This window comes from Shewanella profunda, assembly GCF_023283765.1.
GTDB lineage: Bacteria > Pseudomonadota > Gammaproteobacteria > Enterobacterales > Shewanellaceae > Shewanella > Shewanella profunda.
The window spans coordinates 62,306-78,175 of sequence record NZ_JAKILG010000002.1 but is presented as its reverse complement, the minus strand read 5'-3'; the positions used below and the strand labels follow the sequence as shown (position 1 = coordinate 78,175).

General features: G+C 44.4%; 13 protein-coding genes. 9 read left to right on the top strand and 4 right to left on the bottom strand.

Annotated elements, in window-relative coordinates:
* Nucleotides 1-166: 166 nt before the first annotated feature.
* From L2744_RS01375 to deoD, 5 genes are all read left to right on the top strand, one after another.
* Complete coding sequence (locus L2744_RS01375) at nt 167-1,006, top strand: nucleoside-specific channel-forming Tsx family protein (protein ID WP_248990368.1); 840 nt, start codon at nt 167-169, stop codon at nt 1,004-1,006.
* Between the two features lie 410 nt (nt 1,007-1,416).
* The gene (gene deoC / locus L2744_RS01370; RefSeq protein WP_248990367.1) at nt 1,417-2,187 is read left to right on the top strand and encodes a deoxyribose-phosphate aldolase; all 771 of its coding nucleotides are present in this window, start codon (nt 1,417-1,419) and stop codon (nt 2,185-2,187) included.
* A gap of 183 nt (nt 2,188-2,370) precedes the next feature.
* Nucleotides 2,371-3,702, top strand: coding sequence for a thymidine phosphorylase (gene deoA, locus L2744_RS01365; RefSeq protein WP_248990366.1), 1,332 nt, complete (start codon nt 2,371-2,373; stop codon nt 3,700-3,702).
* A 9-nt stretch (nt 3,703-3,711) separates the two neighbouring features.
* Entirely contained in the window at nt 3,712-4,926 is a 1,215-nt protein-coding gene (locus L2744_RS01360) for a phosphopentomutase (RefSeq protein WP_248990365.1), read from the top strand.
* A 91-nt stretch (nt 4,927-5,017) separates the two neighbouring features.
* Nucleotides 5,018-5,728 carry a purine-nucleoside phosphorylase gene (gene deoD, locus L2744_RS01355; RefSeq protein WP_248990364.1) on the top strand — a complete coding sequence of 237 codons (711 nt, stop codon included), beginning with the start codon at nt 5,018-5,020 and terminating at the stop codon, nt 5,726-5,728.
* 106 nt (nt 5,729-5,834) lie between these two features.
* On the opposite strand, the gene L2744_RS01350 is transcribed toward deoD, so the two are convergent.
* On the bottom strand, nt 5,835-6,899 hold the full coding sequence (locus L2744_RS01350; protein ID WP_376711922.1) for a YtjB family periplasmic protein: 1,065 nt from the start codon (nt 6,897-6,899) through the stop codon (nt 5,835-5,837).
* A 79-nt stretch (nt 6,900-6,978) separates the two neighbouring features.
* Here L2744_RS01350 and serB point away from each other — a divergent pair, with 79 nt between their 5' ends.
* Together serB and L2744_RS01340 are read left to right on the top strand one after the other, a co-directional pair.
* Entirely contained in the window at nt 6,979-7,974 is a 996-nt protein-coding gene (serB, locus tag L2744_RS01345) for a phosphoserine phosphatase SerB (RefSeq protein ID WP_248990362.1), read from the top strand.
* 115 nt (nt 7,975-8,089) lie between these two features.
* Nucleotides 8,090-9,067, top strand: coding sequence for an alpha/beta fold hydrolase (locus tag L2744_RS01340; protein WP_248990361.1), 978 nt, complete (start codon nt 8,090-8,092; stop codon nt 9,065-9,067).
* 36 nt (nt 9,068-9,103) lie between these two features.
* Here L2744_RS01340 and L2744_RS01335 read toward each other — a convergent pair whose 3' ends face one another.
* Nucleotides 9,104-11,485, bottom strand: a complete 2,382-nt coding sequence (locus L2744_RS01335) for a PilZ domain-containing protein (RefSeq protein ID WP_248990360.1) — start codon at nt 11,483-11,485, stop codon at nt 9,104-9,106.
* Between the two features lie 102 nt (nt 11,486-11,587).
* Here L2744_RS01335 and radA point away from each other — a divergent pair, with 102 nt between their 5' ends.
* Nucleotides 11,588-12,952, top strand: a complete 1,365-nt coding sequence (radA, locus tag L2744_RS01330; RefSeq protein WP_248990359.1) for a DNA repair protein RadA — start codon at nt 11,588-11,590, stop codon at nt 12,950-12,952.
* Nucleotides 12,953-13,030: 78 nt separating this feature from the next.
* On the opposite strand, the gene L2744_RS01325 is transcribed toward radA, so the two are convergent.
* Nucleotides 13,031-13,402 (bottom strand): PilZ domain-containing protein, encoded by a 372-nt coding sequence (locus tag L2744_RS01325; protein WP_248990358.1) that lies wholly within the window; start codon nt 13,400-13,402, stop codon nt 13,031-13,033.
* Nucleotides 13,403-13,988: 586 nt separating this feature from the next.
* On the opposite strand from L2744_RS01325, the gene L2744_RS01320 reads away from it, so the two are divergent.
* Nucleotides 13,989-15,341 carry an NCS2 family permease gene (locus L2744_RS01320; protein WP_248990357.1) on the top strand — a complete coding sequence of 451 codons (1,353 nt, stop codon included), beginning with the start codon at nt 13,989-13,991 and terminating at the stop codon, nt 15,339-15,341.
* 46 nt (nt 15,342-15,387) lie between these two features.
* On the opposite strand, the gene L2744_RS01315 is transcribed toward L2744_RS01320, so the two are convergent.
* Nucleotides 15,388-15,819, bottom strand: coding sequence for a CBS domain-containing protein (locus tag L2744_RS01315; RefSeq protein ID WP_248990356.1), 432 nt, complete (start codon nt 15,817-15,819; stop codon nt 15,388-15,390).
* Nucleotides 15,820-15,870 lie beyond the last annotated feature (51 nt).

Here is a 15,870-nt window from a genome sequence, read left to right as displayed (position 1 = left end):
GTTAATTAACCGTGATATACAGGTCGCGACTTTGTTCACAATTAAAGATTTTGTGTTCGTGATTTTACGCTAGATTATTGAGATTTTTTTTAATCGAGGTAAAATGCGAGCGCCACAAAAAGAACGCTACCCTCGATGGTAGCAAACAAGATAAATGGGGTTGATGATGAAAAACGTTAAAACTTTAGCTTTAGCCGCTACCGCAGTAGCAGCAATCTCTGGTAATGCATTTGCAGCGGATCGTACAGACCTTCACGGTAGTGACTACAAGTGGGTGCAGTTCAACGCTATGTACTCTATCGGTGAAAAACCAGATAACCCAGCTTCTGGCGATCAGCACAACTACTTAGAAATGGAATTTGGCGGCCGTTCTGGCATATTCGATCTATACGGTTATGTTGATATTTTCAACTTAGCAAACGAAAGCACAAACGATGGTGACAAGAACCCAGGTTCTGGCACTAGCAAACTATTCATGAAGTTTGCACCACGTGTTTCTATCGATGCGCTAACAGGTAAAGATTTATCTTTCGGTCCTGTAGAAGAAGTTTACTTTTCTACCCTGTTTAACTGGGATGGCCTAAACGGTGAAGGCGTTAACTCTACTTTCTGGGGTGTGGGCGCTGACGTAATGGTACCATGGTTAGGCAAAACAGGTATGAACCTATATGGTTTCTATGACATGAATGCTAAAGAGTGGAATGGTTACCAGTTCTCTGCTAACTGGTTCAAGCCTTTCTATTTCTTCGACAATAAGAGCTTCATAGCATTCCAAGGTTATGTTGATTACCAATTTGGTGCTGACGAAGACAAAACTGCTTTTGTACCAAAAACCTCTAACGGTGGTAACATCTTCTTCGGTCTATACTGGCACTCAGATCGTTATGCTCTGGGCTATGGCCTGAAAGGCTTCAAAGACGTTTACCTGTTAGAAGATGGTGCTGGTGCACTTGCTCTAGAATCAACAGGTTGGTCACACTACCTGTCAGCAACTTACAAGTTCTAATCTCTTGTAATTGCCGCTGGAGCCGCAATACGCGGCTCCACATTTAGTTTGTCATGAATCTTTATCTAAACCCATTCAATATCTGAGCAGTGTGTTTATATAAAGGTTTGTGTTTTTCTCGCGCTAAAATGGATTTTTCGCGGAAAAGTAGGAACAAGGTTTTATTCGTATCCTCTCTTCCGGTCTTCAAGGATTCAAGTCGTGACCACTTATATGTCATTTAAGTGTCAGGATGCGTATGTGTCATGCATAGGCAAGATTGAATACCTAACAACAAGGTAGTTTGTATAAGCAAATTACTCGGCATCGCCTGAAGGCCCGGCCATAAAAATAATCACAATAATGCCACTTCTAAGCGTTGCTTTATGCGACTGATTTCTATTGATTTATTTTTCTTTTGGAGAGCTATTATGACTGATTTAAAAAAAGCTGCACAACGCGCCATTGAGTTAATGGACTTAACCACATTGAATGATGACGATACCGATCAGAAAGTCATCGAACTGTGTTACAAAGCGAAAACTGCTGCAGGCAACACTGCCGCTATTTGTATTTATCCACGTTTTATACCTATCGCACGTAAGACCTTAGATGAAATTGGCGCTGAAGATATCCAAATCGCCACTGTCACTAATTTCCCACACGGTAACGATGATATTGCTATTGCCGTACTAGAAACCCGTGCAGCAGTTGCTTATGGCGCCGATGAAGTTGACGTCGTATTCCCATACCGTGCGCTGATGGAAGGCAATGAAACTATTGGGTTTGAATTAGTTAAAGCCTGTAAAGAAGCCTGCGGTGAAGTATTACTGAAAGTCATTATTGAATCTGGCGTATTAGCCGATCCAGCACTTATTCGTCGTGCTTCTGAGCTTTCAATCGATGCGGGTGCCGACTTTATTAAAACCTCTACTGGTAAAGTACCTGTTAATGCAACGCTCGAAGCAGCTGAGATCATGCTAACGGTGATCAGTGAGAAGAACACTAAAGTGGGCTTCAAGCCTGCGGGTGGTGTGCGTGATGCTGCGCAAGCTGCGGAGTTTTTAGGTGTTGCTGAGCGTATTTTAGGCGCGAACTGGGTGTCGCCTCGCACCTTTAGATTTGGAGCATCAAGCTTACTTAATAGCTTATTGCACACATTAGAATTAGCCGATGCGCCTAAGCCTACTCAAGGCTATTAATGGCGATTCGTCGCTGATTAATACTAAAAGCGCATATCGAATCTAATTAAGTGTGACCTAAATCTAGTTGGGGACATCAAAACTTGGATAGCATGAACTTGTAATATTGCTACAGTTTTGATGTTTCATTGCAAAGGTAAGCACCAGCGACAGTATACTGGTGCCTATCTTGGAGGCAGTATCATGTTTCTAGCTCAAGAGATTATTCGTAAAAAACGTAATGGTTTGGCGTTAAGTTCCGAAGAGATACAATTCTTCGTTAAGGGCATTACCACTAATTCAGTGTCTGAAGGTCAGATCGCAGCATTAGGCATGGCGGTGTACTTTAATGACATGAATATGGATGAAAGAATCGCTTTAACCACAGCCATGCGCGATTCTGGCACTGTACTTAATTGGCAATCATTAGGGCTTAACGGTCCTGTGATTGACAAACACAGCACTGGCGGCGTTGGCGATGTGATTAGCTTAATGCTTGGCCCTATGGCCGCGGCTTGTGGTGGTTATGTTCCTATGATTTCTGGGCGTGGCCTAGGTCATACGGGCGGCACCCTTGATAAGTTTGATGCCATTCCTGGTTATCAAACTGAGCCATCAAGCGAACTCTTCCGTAAAGTTGTTAAAGAAGTTGGCGTTGCCATTATTGGTCAAACAGGCGATCTCGTTCCTGCCGATAAACGCTTCTATTCTATCCGTGATAATACCGCAACCGTTGAATCCATTTCCCTCATCACAGCTTCGATTCTGTCTAAGAAATTAGCCTGTAATTTAGATGCGCTAGCAATGGACGTAAAAGTCGGTAGCGGCGCCTTTATGCCAACCTACGAAGCCTCTGAGGAGTTAGCCCGCAGTATTGCTGCCGTTGCCAATGGTGCAGGTACTAAAACCACTGCTTTGCTTACCGATATGAACCAAGTACTTGCGTCCTGTGCGGGTAATGCGGTTGAGGTAAAAGAGGCTATCGACTTTTTAACGGGCGCTTATCGTAATCCGCGTTTATATGAAGTCACTATGGGCCTCTGTGCAGAGATGCTGTTGCTAGGTGGCTTGGCGAGCAATGAAGTAGACGCTCGTGCAAAACTCAATCGTGTTTTGGATAACGGCCGCGCTGCTGAAATTTTTGGCAAGATGGTATCGGGTCTTGGAGGACCAGTTGATTTTGTTGAAAACTACAGTAAATACTTGCCGCAATCGCAAATCATTCGCCCCGTGTTTGCCGATGCCAAAGGTTATGCCTATAGCATGGATACCCGTGAGCTTGGTTTGGCCGTAGTAACCTTAGGTGGTGGCCGCCGAAAACCCGGTGATGCACTAGACTATAGTGTAGGTCTAACCCAAGTGTGTGCTCTTGGCGATAAAATTGATTCGTCAACACCGATTGCCGTGATCCATGCACAATCTGAAGCGGCCTTTACAGAAGCTGAAAATGCGGTGAAAAAAGCGATTCACATAGGTGAAACTGCTCCAGAAAAAACACCTGAGATCTACGCTTATATTCGTGCGTCGGATCTTTAAGGAAGAATTATGAAACGTACCATTATTATGATGTTGGACTCCTTTGGCGTTGGTGCTGCGAGTGATGCTGCCAAGTTTGGAGATGTGGGTTCAGATACTTTTGGACATATTGCTAAGGCGTGTGCCGAAGGTAAAGCTGATATTGGCCGTGAAGGTCCGCTGAAGTTACCTAACTTAGCCCGTTTAGGTTTAGGTCATGCTGCGATGGAAAGTACGGGTGCTTTTGCGCCGGGCTTTGGTGATGATGTTGAACTCATCGGTGCCTATGGTCATGCTCAAGAGTTGAGTTCGGGTAAAGATACTCCGAGTGGTCATTGGGAAATGGCGGGTGTGCCTGTACTGTTCGAGTGGGGCTATTTTAGTGAACATCAAAATTCATTCCCCAAAGAACTGACGGATAAGATCTTAGAAAGAGCTGGGCTTGATGGCTTTTTGGGTAACTGTCATGCTTCAGGAACGACGATTTTAGAAGAGCTAGGTGAAGAACATATGCGTTCTGGCAAGCCTATTTTCTATACCTCGGCGGACTCCGTATTCCAAATTGCCTGTCACGAAGGGACTTTCGGTTTAGAAAATCTTTATCGCCTTTGTGAAATTACCCGTGAAGAACTAGAGCCTTACAACATTGGTCGTGTGATCGCTCGTCCCTTCGACGGTACAGGTCCAAGCGATTTTGCCCGCACCGGAAATCGCAAAGACTATTCATTAGAGCCGCCAGCAAAAACCGTTTTAGACAAACTGAAAGCTGCCGGTGGTGAAGTGGTGAGTGTGGGTAAGATTGCCGACATCTACGCTTACTGTGGTATTACTAAAAAAGTCAAAGCTAACGGTCTTGAGGATCTCTTTGATGAGACGTTAGCGGAAGTGAAATCTGCGGGCGATAACACTATAGTGTTTACTAACTTCGTTGATTTTGACTCCCATTACGGCCATCGCCGCGATGTGGCAGGTTACGCTAAAGGACTGGAGTATTTCGATGCTCGTCTACCTGAAATGCTCGCCTTGCTGGGTGAAGACGATCTACTTATCTTAACCGCGGATCATGGCTGTGATCCAACATGGCAAGGTACTGACCACACCCGTGAGTATGTGCCTGTATTGGCCTATGGCGCTGGGTTAAAAGCGGGGTCACTCGGTCGTCGTAACAGCTTTGCCGATATAGGCCAATCAATTGCCAGCCACTTTAAACTTGAGCCAATGGCCTATGGCGAGTCGTTTATCTAATTAAACATACAAGATATCGATTTGGCGGCTGACATTGGGCCGCCAGTAAACAAAGACTTAAGTCTTAATAAAATAAACAGGGGTTATTTCGATGGCAACACCACACATTAATGCTGTAGAGGGCGCATTCGCTGAGACAGTTTTGTTTCCTGGCGATCCATTACGTGCAAAATATATTGCTGAAACATTCTTAGAAAATGTTGAGCAAGTGAATGATGTTCGAAACATGCTAGGTTTTACTGGTACTTATAAAGGTAAGCGTATTTCAGTAATGGGTTCAGGCATGGGTATTCCTTCATGCTCTATCTATGCAACTGAATTAATTCGTGATTATGGCGTTAAAAACCTAATCCGTGTTGGTACTTGTGGTGCGATTAGCACAGACGTTAAAGTTCGCGATGTCATTATCGGTATGGGTGCATGTACTGATTCACAGGTGAACCGTTTACGTTTTAAAGGCCAAGATTTTGCCGCTATCGCTGACTATGAGCTGATGAATGCGGTTATCGAGTCAGCTAAAGTAAAAGGTACAAAAATCCGTGTAGGTAATGTATTCTCTGCCGATTTATTTTACACACCCGATCCACAAATGTTTGACGTAATGGAGAAAATGGGTGTACTAGGCGTGGAAATGGAAGCGGCTGGTTTGTACGGTGTTGCCCATGAGTTTGGCGCCCGTGCACTCTGTGTTGTGACTGTATCTGATCACATCCGTACTGGTGAAAAAACCTCTGCAGAAGAACGTCAAACTACATTCAACGACATGATCATCATGACATTAGACGCTGCTATTACGTTGTAATTGTTGCTCTCGATTGAAAAAGGGTTCGCAGTGCGAACCCTTTTTTATGGGACAAGTCAATAACTTCACTCGTCAGAGTGAGTTTATTGAATTGAGCTAATTGATATTAGCCCGTTGAATCTGTGTCGAGATCGCTGGATTGTGCTGTTTTCTCCACGTCAGTTTTAGCTGTGGTGTTAACTCGGCGCACCATTTTTACTTTAGGTTTGATTGTTAGCGTTATTGCTACGCTGGTCGGTTCAGGGTTAGCTTTTGGTTTAGTCTCGTTTTTTGAAAGGCTTACATTAGACTTTAATTGTGGCTTTTTAGCTGGTTGAACCAGTTCTGTTAAGTGGATGGTATTCTGCTCGCTCTTTATTTCACTATCACCAATGTCTTTTAGCTTGGATTTATCTTCAGCCTTAACTTGGTTAATCGGAGTACCGGCTTTTATTGGGCTCGCTTTTGCATGATCCCTGATACTCTGTTCAATGTTCTTATTCGCATCATCTTGAGTCCCAGATGCTATTAATTCAGCGTTGGGCGATCCCGCTGGTTTTACTGTCTTATTTTTCTTAGGGGTTTGGCGCAATTTGACGCGGGTACGGCGGCGATCAAAGTCAGCGCGTTTAAAAGAAAGGGCGCGGGATAGTAGCATGCCAATTAAGCCAGCAACCAGCAGCATAATTTGTTGCTGCTCCATGTTTAAATTATGCGCTTCTTTAATTTCGTTAAAAAACAGTTTGGTATCGAGTCTAACTTCGACATAACCTAGGTTTTTGCCTTCCTGAAGCACGGGTTCCACATAGGGAGGATATTTGCTGAGGAGTTGATCCATATCCTTTGAGTCAGGATCTAAAACTTCTTTGGTAATGCTTTGGGCAAAGGATAACCGAATCCCTTGATCACTGAATATCGCTGCCGACATGACCTTAGGATCTTCGACGAGTGCACTCGCTAGCCATTGCAATTGTTCATCATTTTGCAGTTGTAGTGCAGGGGCCGCGCTGTAAGCGGTTTGCTGAACCAGTAATCTGGCCATCTTTTGAGTTTGGGACTTTAGAAGCAACTGACCTTGTAGTAGGCTTGTCTGCCACAATTGCACTAAGCCCACCATCAAGGTCAAGGCGATGGCGATTTGGAGTAGTCTACTGATTTTATGGCTTTTCTTAAGCCCTTTAAGATATAACACTTTGACCCTTAACATTTAGAGCGCTTACCTAATCATAATTGATTATGAGTAAGCCCGATAGTTGGAGAACACGAGTCCTATGGAAAGCTTGAACCAAGATGCGCTTTTTTTATGGTTAGCGGCTAGCCCTTCGCCACGGTTTGAATATCAAGGGTATACCTTTGAGGCTTATCAAGAGTCTGAGACTCCACCATTGGGAACGCTTGTACGTATTAGGGTGATTTATCAAGAGATAAGTGCACAGAAATCCCTCGCTGAGTGGTTGTTAACGTTAGCTAGAACATTCAAATTACCCCATGTTTATATTGCGTCAATCAAACGCCAAGTGGCTTTGCATTGTGTTGAACTTGCTTTACCCCTTGAGCCATCGCCCGAGCTGTTAGCGACTTTCCCCCATGCTTGGGCTGAATTGCATATTTTTAATACCGAGTTGCCCAAATTGAGTGTGCCAGGGTTACTTGTGATGGATATGGATTCAACTGCGATTCAAATCGAATGCATCGACGAATTAGCGGCTATGGCCGGAGTTGGGGAGCAAGTGGCGGCGATAACCGAAAGAGCCATGCAGGGCGAACTCGATTTTGAGCAGAGTTTACGCCAACGAGTCGCTCAACTTAAGGGAGCCGATGCCAGTATTATTGCCACTCTGTGTAAAAAATTACCTTTAATGCCTGGGCTTGAACCCATGCTTGCTGAGCTTAAGTTGCATCATTGGCACCTAGTAGTGGCTTCGGGTGGCTTTACGCCCTTTGTGGGGCATTTAAAGCAGCTATTGAACTTAGATGCAGCCTTTGCCAATGAGTTAGTCATTATTGACGGTAAACTGGCGGGCACTGTGACAGGTAAGGTTGTTGATGCACAATTTAAGGCTGATGTAGTAGAGCGTTGCAGCGCGCAGTGGAATATCCCTAAGGGCCAAAGAGTGGCTATTGGTGATGGTGCCAACGATATTCCTATGGTCAAAGCGGCAGATTTTGGCATTGCATTCCATGCTAAACCTAAGTTAGCTGCAGCAGCGGACGCCCATATTCGCCACCTCGACTTGCGGGTGTTACCTTACTTATTACAAAACTAGGTTGTCCATTTATTGGTATTAATCAATATTAAAACAGGGGTTAGAGTAATGACTCTTGTTTTTTGAATGTGAACTGGTAGTTTAGTTCTACTTAATAAACTGCCAGCGACTTATTTTGACTCAGCTTATTTCTGGTGCGACTTCGGCCATTTCACAGACTTCACTCTATATTCCCTATCGGGATGGACAGTTACATCTGCGTCAATTGTTACCCGCTCAGGCCAATTTCTCAAAAACGCCGATCTTGATGCTTCACGGTGCTATGTCTAATGGCAGGGTATTTTATAGCCAAAGTGGTCGTGGTCTCGGGTGTTTTCTAGCTAAGGCTGGTTTTGTCGTTTATGTGCTTGATACTGCTGGAAGAGGGCTAAGTATTCCCAAGATCACCCGGGGTTTTACCCTAGGACAGGGAGAAGTTATTCGCGAGCAGATCCCCTTAGTACAGCAGTTTATCTTGGATTTACATCAAACTACTTGCCAAGGGCTTGCCGTTACTGCGCCATCGCAAGTGCATTGGTGCGCTCATTCTTGGGGCGGCGTGTTGATGGCGAGCAGTCTTGCGCGCTATCCAGAATTGCAGCTAAGTGTCCGCTCACTACTCACCTTTGGCAGCAAGCGTACTATCCGAGTGAAATCCTTTAAAAAATGGTTGATGGTCGATGTATTTTGGAATCGACTCGCTCCCAGTTTAGCGATGGGCCAAGGTTACCTTGCGGCGGATAAATTGCGCGTTGGTATGGATAATGAAAGCCGTGCATCATTAACTCAAAGTATTGATTGGGTGCGGGGTGAATGGTGCGATCATGATGATAGATTTGATTATGCAAAGGCGGCAGCCGATACTCAATGGCCAAAAGCTTGGTTTATTGCGGGGCAAAATGACACTGTACTAGGTCATCCAGAAGATGTCGCCGATATGATTACCGAATGTGGGTTCAAACGGGTTAAATTTACCTTGTTATCGAAAGCGAACGGTTTTAAGCAGGATTATGGGCACGCGGAGATGTTGACCCATTTAGATGCGGCAAGTGATCATTTTCCATTGATCCGTGACTGGTATTTGGCTTTTGATCTTTGCGTGTTAAAGGATTAATAATGCCACTATTGATAGTTGGTAGCACTGCGCCAATTAAGACTGTTTTTGATGCAGTGCAGGATATCTAAGTTCCACTTCTTGGGTTATATCCAATAATTCTCCCACGCCAATAATACGCCATAGCTGTTCTTCAAGCTGTTTCGCCTTGTGATTAGCATGAATATTAATATATTCAAGCTCGCGGCGTAGATAGCTCATATCGGGTTTTTCCGTTGCACCGCGGTAGATACGTAGCGCCATAAATCGTCCCGCAATTTTACTCTGATGAATAAACGTGAGTTTAGCTTGGGTATTCGATATTTCACTCGCCAGTACACATTTTAGGTGAATCTGCCCCCGGGATTGACGTGTAAGCTGGATAAATACTTCAATAAAATCCATATCTTGTTGGGGTTTCATTTGGCGTATAGGATCGAGAATATCTCGCTTAAAGATGCCATCCTTGAGCAATGGCCCCAAATTGTATTGCAGTGTATCAAAGGTGCCAGCCGCAAAAATATCACAGATATCATCCTGTTGAGTGCTAACACCAAGGCAGGCGATTTGGGCTGATTTAGTTGTTTTTTCGACAAAATAGGGCACTGAATGTAGGTCACGTAACAGAATGTTTTTTAAGCCATCGGCAAGCTCTTTTACTTCGCTATCGTTCTGTGTGAGTTGTTCGAGCTTTTCCTTATTATGGGCAATGAGTTTATTTAAAAACTCGACTCCCACATGGGGGGTGTGACCCATAACAGCGGTTAAATGTAAGGTGACACCATTTTTGCGCGTTCTAACTAAACGATAGGGGAGGTGATCCAGTTGGGTTTTACCTGCAATAGTTTGTAACTTTGGAAAGCTGAGCATCAAAGGTTTATTCGACGAGAACTCGGTTGGATTATCTAGGGTTAACTGCATACCTCTACTGGAAATATCTAAACTAATCCCCGCTGCTTTAAGCTCACCTTGGGAGACATTGACTAACGTTTTAAAGGCAAAACGGGCTTCCTGCCGACGTTCACTAAACTGCATTGAAATCGGTTTAATGGAGTGTGTTGTTAGTTTTTGTTGGGCAAAGGTTTTCAGCGTATTAGCATTACTATTGTCTTGCCAGGCTTTATAGGATTCTCTTACGTCTTCATTTGTAAGATCAATAAGTTGTAGTAAATGACTGAATTGAGCCAATTGTTGTTCGACTAGGGGACTGTATTTAGCCTCATCCCCCGGTAACGTGGCGCGGCGGTAACCTTTATCATGGTAGATTTTATCTTGGGTGAGCTTAAAGATCCGCCAGCTAGGTTTAGTCGATGCAAAGCCTAAAAATAATGGCATCATGCCCTTAGCTTTTAGCTCTGCTAGGGTTGCGGAATAAAAGCATAAGCACCCCTGAGCGTTATAAGTAAAGCTAAAAAACAACCCATGGTCTGGATCTTCAGGATGATTGAGTAATGCGGATAGCCTCGTTTGCGTCAGCATTGCCGGTAATTGGCTTACATCATTCTCATCCTGAAAATAATGCACTATTTGTTGGTTATCACGGCTGAGCAGCATATGGCTCAAACCTTGGGTTTGGGTATTGAAATAGAGCGATAGATGCGGTAAATGTGGCAAATAATGACGCTCAAACCCAAGTCCTGAAGCGGTAACGAGTACATCATTTACATCGACTTTATAACGTAGTTTATAGCCTCTGATTAAATTACCGAGCATTTCGCCTAGGGCTTCACTGCCACTAATACGTTTAAGCCTTAACCAAATAAACTCGCCATTCGTTTGGCTATCGACGATTTCGTAGTCGACACCGAGTTGCAGATCGGGGTAATAATATTCTTCGCTAAGCTCAAGCAGTTTTACTTTTAATGGTTTATCAAGGTCAAATGAATGATTAGCCGCGAGTCGAATTCGAGCGCCATTGACGGAGAGATCGGCGGTGATGCCTGGCATTTCTCCGCGTCCCGATTGTGAGACTGTGATACGAATGCTGTAATTCATCCGTTCTTCAGTGCGATTGAAATAACTCCCTAATACCACGCCTGGCACCATAAAAGGTTCGGACTCTATTGCATCAGTTTGTTGTATACCTTGACGTAATTTTTGACGACGTTGTTGGTGAGCCGCGATAACATATTCATACACACCTAAAGTATATTGATTACGGTAGAGTGACATTGCTTCGTGAAGACTGTGTTTGGCGGGCTCATCTAAGAAGTGGCGTTGTTGGCCGAGCATGGATTCAGTACAGGGAAGCTCAGATTTATCCCTAAGATCGATAATACGTGTGCAAGGCGAAGCTAAACGATTGAGTTCCATTTTTAGTAGAAAACGTGTCGAATTGGTCTCATCAATCGTCAGTTGTTGAAAAATCTCATGGAAGTTAGGTTCCATAAGCAGCGGCTTTAGCTGTTCAATGAGCGCACTATGGTTATCTAAACTCATATGAGGGTTCTTTTCTGATGCTTATTTAGTATCGTGCTGTTAGTCTTATGTCGGCAGTATTCACAGTTACTTAAATTGATTTTATACAGATTTTAATAAGTTATGGCAAAGAATAAAACCGCGTACGTGTGTAATGAGTGTGGGCAAGATTTCCCACGTTGGCAAGGTCAATGTAGTGCTTGCCAAGAGTGGAATACGATCACCGAAGTCAGACTCGGTGCTGCGACGCTTGGGCGTGGCACTAAGTTTGCCGGTTATGCTGGAACAAGTAGTAGTGAAGTCAAAACCTTAGATCAAATAGATTTAAATGCCTTACCGCGAATTTTGAGTCACTTTGGCGAACTCGACCGAGTGCTGGGTGGAGGTATTGTCCCTGGTTCGGCGATTCTTATCGGTGGTCACCCTGGTGCGGGTAAGAGTACCTTGTTGTTGCAGACGTTATGTTATCTGGCTGAACAAATGCCTGCGTTATACGTTACTGGTGAGGAGTCATTGCAGCAGGTGGCGATGCGCGCCCATCGCCTAGGTTTACCTACCAATAAATTGCGGATGTTATCGGAAACCAGTGTCGAGCAAATTTGCGAAGTCGCCCTAAAGGAATTGCCTAAGGTGATTGTGGTAGATTCAATTCAGGTTATGCATATGAGTGACGTGGCATCGAGCCCTGGCAGCGTGTCGCAGGTGCGCGAATCGGCCTCTTATCTGACTCGTTTTGCCAAACAAAATGGTATAGCCGTGATTATGGTTGGTCATGTGACTAAGGACGGCAGTCTTGCTGGTCCCAAGGTGCTTGAGCATTGTATCGACTGCTCTGTGATGTTTGAAGGGGATAGCGATAGTCGCTATCGTACCCTGCGGTCCCACAAAAATCGTTTTGGCGCAATTAATGAGTTAGGCGTGTTTGCGATGACCGAACGTGGTTTAAAAGAAGTCGCTAATCCTTCTGCGATATTTTTATCCCGCGGTGAAGAGGAGTCTTCGGGTTCTTTAGTTATGGTCGTTTGGGAAGGTACTCGCCCGCTGTTGGTGGAATTACAAGTGCTGGTGGATAACTCGGCTATGTCTAATCCTCGCCGTGTGGCTGTGGGTATGGATGCGAACCGTTTAGCCATGTTACTTGCGGTAATGCACCGTCATGGTGGTTTACAAATGTCGGATCAGGACGTATTTGTCAACGTGGTTGGAGGCGTTAAAGTTACTGAAACCAGTGCGGATCTAACCTTGTTACTCGCTATGGTGTCCAGCTTTCGTGGCGAGATTTTACCCAGTGATTTGGTCGCATTTGGTGAGGTAGGCTTATCCGGCGAAATTCGCCCTGTACCTAATGGGCAAGAGAGACTCATTGAAGCGGCTAAGCATGGCTTTAAGCGAGCGATAGTGCCAAAGGCAAATGTACCGAAAAAGCCTCCTATTGGAATGGAAGTCATAGGTGTTTCAAAACTATCTGAAGCCCTAGAGGCTATTTAGCGCAGAGTTTGATATATGCTTACCAATAGAAACAACGCATTTGCCTTGGCGCGGTTTCTATTGGGCGAATGAATGCATTTAGTCGGCGTTATTATGCTCTTCAATAAAGAATGCAAGTTCTCGGTTAAGCAGGGTCGAATCCCCAAGGTTGAGCTCAACCATACGTTTAAGATGGCTGATGCTATCGACATCAATAAAATTACATTTTAAACCCAGTTGGCCGTTTCTCTGATGGATTAGCTCGGTTTCCATTTGCAGTTCAATATCGGATTCTGGCAGAGTAAAACTTAAACGAATCGGTTTCCCCGTGTTAATAAAGTCACGTGGTTCTTCAACCAATGCGCCATTAAGGCTGAGGTCGAGAATGGTGGTTTGCCAATGCTCGTTTTCTTGATGTAGTGATGCGCTGGCAGCGAATAAAATCCGCGAAAATTTGCGTCTCTCGTCCATAACCAATTCTTTTCCTTTCATAGCCTGCCAACGGTAGCCTTAATTTGTAGTGCTAAGCATAAGTCATATTTATGTGGCTGTAAAAGCAAGCTAGGTTTTTGTTCAATAACACAACTTAGATCGCATATTACATTTCCATTAATAGTGAGTAGTGAAAATATTTTGACGTTGGGCATTTCGAGTATGAAATTGGTTGGATCTTGTTCTGGCAGAGTTTCAATTGTTTTACTGTGATCTAAAACTACAGTTATTGTATGGGGTTAGCTTGTTTATTGAACAACTGATTTCGGATTTTATCGCTAATTTTTTATCGAAGTGCTGGCGATGTCTTAGCTATCCTTGGGATATTCCAGTATCATCCGCGGCCAACAACGGCTGCGTCAATATGGTTAATGTATTTTAGCCATTGCGAAGCGTCACTGCATGCAGATCATGGATTTTTCCCGCAGTAGGAAAATGATGTGGATCTCTCACCCAAGTCCGATGGATTTGGGGCTCTAATCTGCCGTAGCCAGCGTCGCCAATGGTGTTTTTTACACTATGGTATCGACCCTAATTTTAAGAGATCACAAGGTATAACAATATTATGTCTGAGCACTTAAGTTCAACAGCCGTACCCTCAGGTTCATTTCTGGACCGTTTTTTTTCAATTCATCAACGTGGTAGCACAGCTCGCCAAGAAGTGATTGCAGGGTTAACCACCTTCCTCGCTATGGTTTACTCAGTGATTGTGGTGCCCAATATGCTAGGCCAAGCGGGGTTTGATCCCAGCGCCGTGTTTATCGCCACTTGTTTAATTGCATCCTTTGGTTCTTTACTGATGGGCCTATGGGCCAATTTACCCATGGCAATTGGTTGCGCTATTTCACTCACGGCCTTTACGGCCTTTAGCTTAGTGTTGGGACAGGGCATGTCGATCCCCGTCACCTTAGGTGCAATCTTCCTGATGGGTGTGACTTTCACCCTCGTGAGTGTGACTGGTATTCGTCAGTGGGTACTGGCGAATTTACCCAAAGGCATAGCCCACGGTACTGGCATAGGTATTGGCTTATTTTTACTGTTAATTGCCACTAACAGCGTGCAGTTGATTGTCGCCAATAATGCGGGTTTACCGGTTAAATTAGGTGATATTAATAGTTTATCTGTGATTGCCACTGTACTTGGTTTGGCGGCAACTATTGGTTTAGAGCGCCGTGGTGTACCCGGTGGCATTTTGCTGGTGATTATCGTGCTGTCGTTATTTGGGTTAGTGTTTGACCCAAGTGTGAAATACCAAGGCTTATTTGCCTTCCCCGATTTTACCTCTGAACATTCATTAATTGGTCAGCTCGATATTATGGGCGCTTTTAATCCTGTGGTATTACCGATAGTGTTGGCCTTAGTGATGACGGCAATTTTCGATGCAACGGGAACCATTCGCGCTGTGGCTGGCCAAGCTAACCTGCTCGATAAAGATGATAATATTGTCGGCGGTGGCAGAGCGTTAACATCGGATTCTGTGAGCAGCATGTTTGCAGGGGTGGTTGGCGGTGCTCCAGCAGCTGTGTATATCGAGTCGGCAGCTGGCACTGCAGCGGGCGGTAAAACGGGTTTAACGGCAACGATTGTGGGTGTGTTGTTTTTGCTTATGGTATTCCTTGCTCCTTTGAGTTATTTAGTTCCTGCTTATGCAACGGCACCAGCCCTTATGTATGTGGGTTTATTGATGCTGAGCAATGTGGCAAAGCTCGACTTTAACGATAAGGTCGATGCTATGGCGGGATTGACCTGCGCCGTATTCATCATTTTAAGCTGCAATATTGTTACAGGTATTATGCTGGGCTTTGTCACTTTAGTGGTAGGCCGTATTTGTAGCGGTGAATGGCGTAAGTTGAAGGTAGGTGTATTGGCGATTACCTTAGGCTTAGTGGTGTTTTATATGGGCGGCTGGGCGATTTAAAGCCGTTATTTGATGATAAAAAGCGAGTGCAGGCTTTTAGTTAGGGCTAGCACTCGCTTTGATTTTGTGCGCGACATTCACAATAGGCACGCAGTAAATCTTTCCAAGTGACTATTCCAACCAAGTTTCCGTTCTCTAATACCGGTAAGCAGCCAATATTATTATCTAATAGAAGGCGAGTGGCTGCGTCTAAGTTGATGTGAGGGGCTACAGTAAGGGGATTGCGGGTCATGACTTGATGCACCCGTTTTTGCAAGGTTTCTAAATCTTTGATGGTTTCAGAACTGCTACCAAGATTAGGGCTAATCGCTCGTAGTAAATCCCTCTCAGAGAGCACTCCCTCTAGTTTATATTCATCAACTACAAGCAGGTGATGAAAGTTTGCTTGATCGAATATTTCCTTTGCCACAGTGAGCCGATCGTCCATTTCGATAGTGACGACTCGGGTACTCATAATATCGGCGATAATGATCGTCATGGTACTCTCCCTGTTAATTCTGTTAATGCACAGCATTACAGATACTTATAA

Coding starts and splice junctions, on each gene's coding strand:
- L2744_RS01375 (WP_248990368.1), top strand. CDS start 167: ATGAAAAACGTTAAAACTTTAGCTTTAGCCGCTACCGCAGTAGCAGCA.
- deoC (WP_248990367.1), top strand. CDS start 1,417: ATGACTGATTTAAAAAAAGCTGCACAACGCGCCATTGAGTTAATGGAC.
- deoA (WP_248990366.1), top strand. CDS start 2,371: ATGTTTCTAGCTCAAGAGATTATTCGTAAAAAACGTAATGGTTTGGCG.
- L2744_RS01360 (WP_248990365.1), top strand. CDS start 3,712: ATGAAACGTACCATTATTATGATGTTGGACTCCTTTGGCGTTGGTGCT.
- deoD (WP_248990364.1), top strand. CDS start 5,018: ATGGCAACACCACACATTAATGCTGTAGAGGGCGCATTCGCTGAGACA.
- serB (WP_248990362.1), top strand. CDS start 6,979: ATGGAAAGCTTGAACCAAGATGCGCTTTTTTTATGGTTAGCGGCTAGC.
- L2744_RS01335 (WP_248990360.1), bottom strand. CDS start 11,485: ATGAGTTTAGATAACCATAGTGCGCTCATTGAACAGCTAAAGCCGCTG.
- radA (WP_248990359.1), top strand. CDS start 11,588: ATGGCAAAGAATAAAACCGCGTACGTGTGTAATGAGTGTGGGCAAGAT.
- L2744_RS01325 (WP_248990358.1), bottom strand. CDS start 13,402: ATGGACGAGAGACGCAAATTTTCGCGGATTTTATTCGCTGCCAGCGCA.
- L2744_RS01320 (WP_248990357.1), top strand. CDS start 13,989: ATGTCTGAGCACTTAAGTTCAACAGCCGTACCCTCAGGTTCATTTCTG.
- L2744_RS01315 (WP_248990356.1), bottom strand. CDS start 15,819: ATGACGATCATTATCGCCGATATTATGAGTACCCGAGTCGTCACTATC.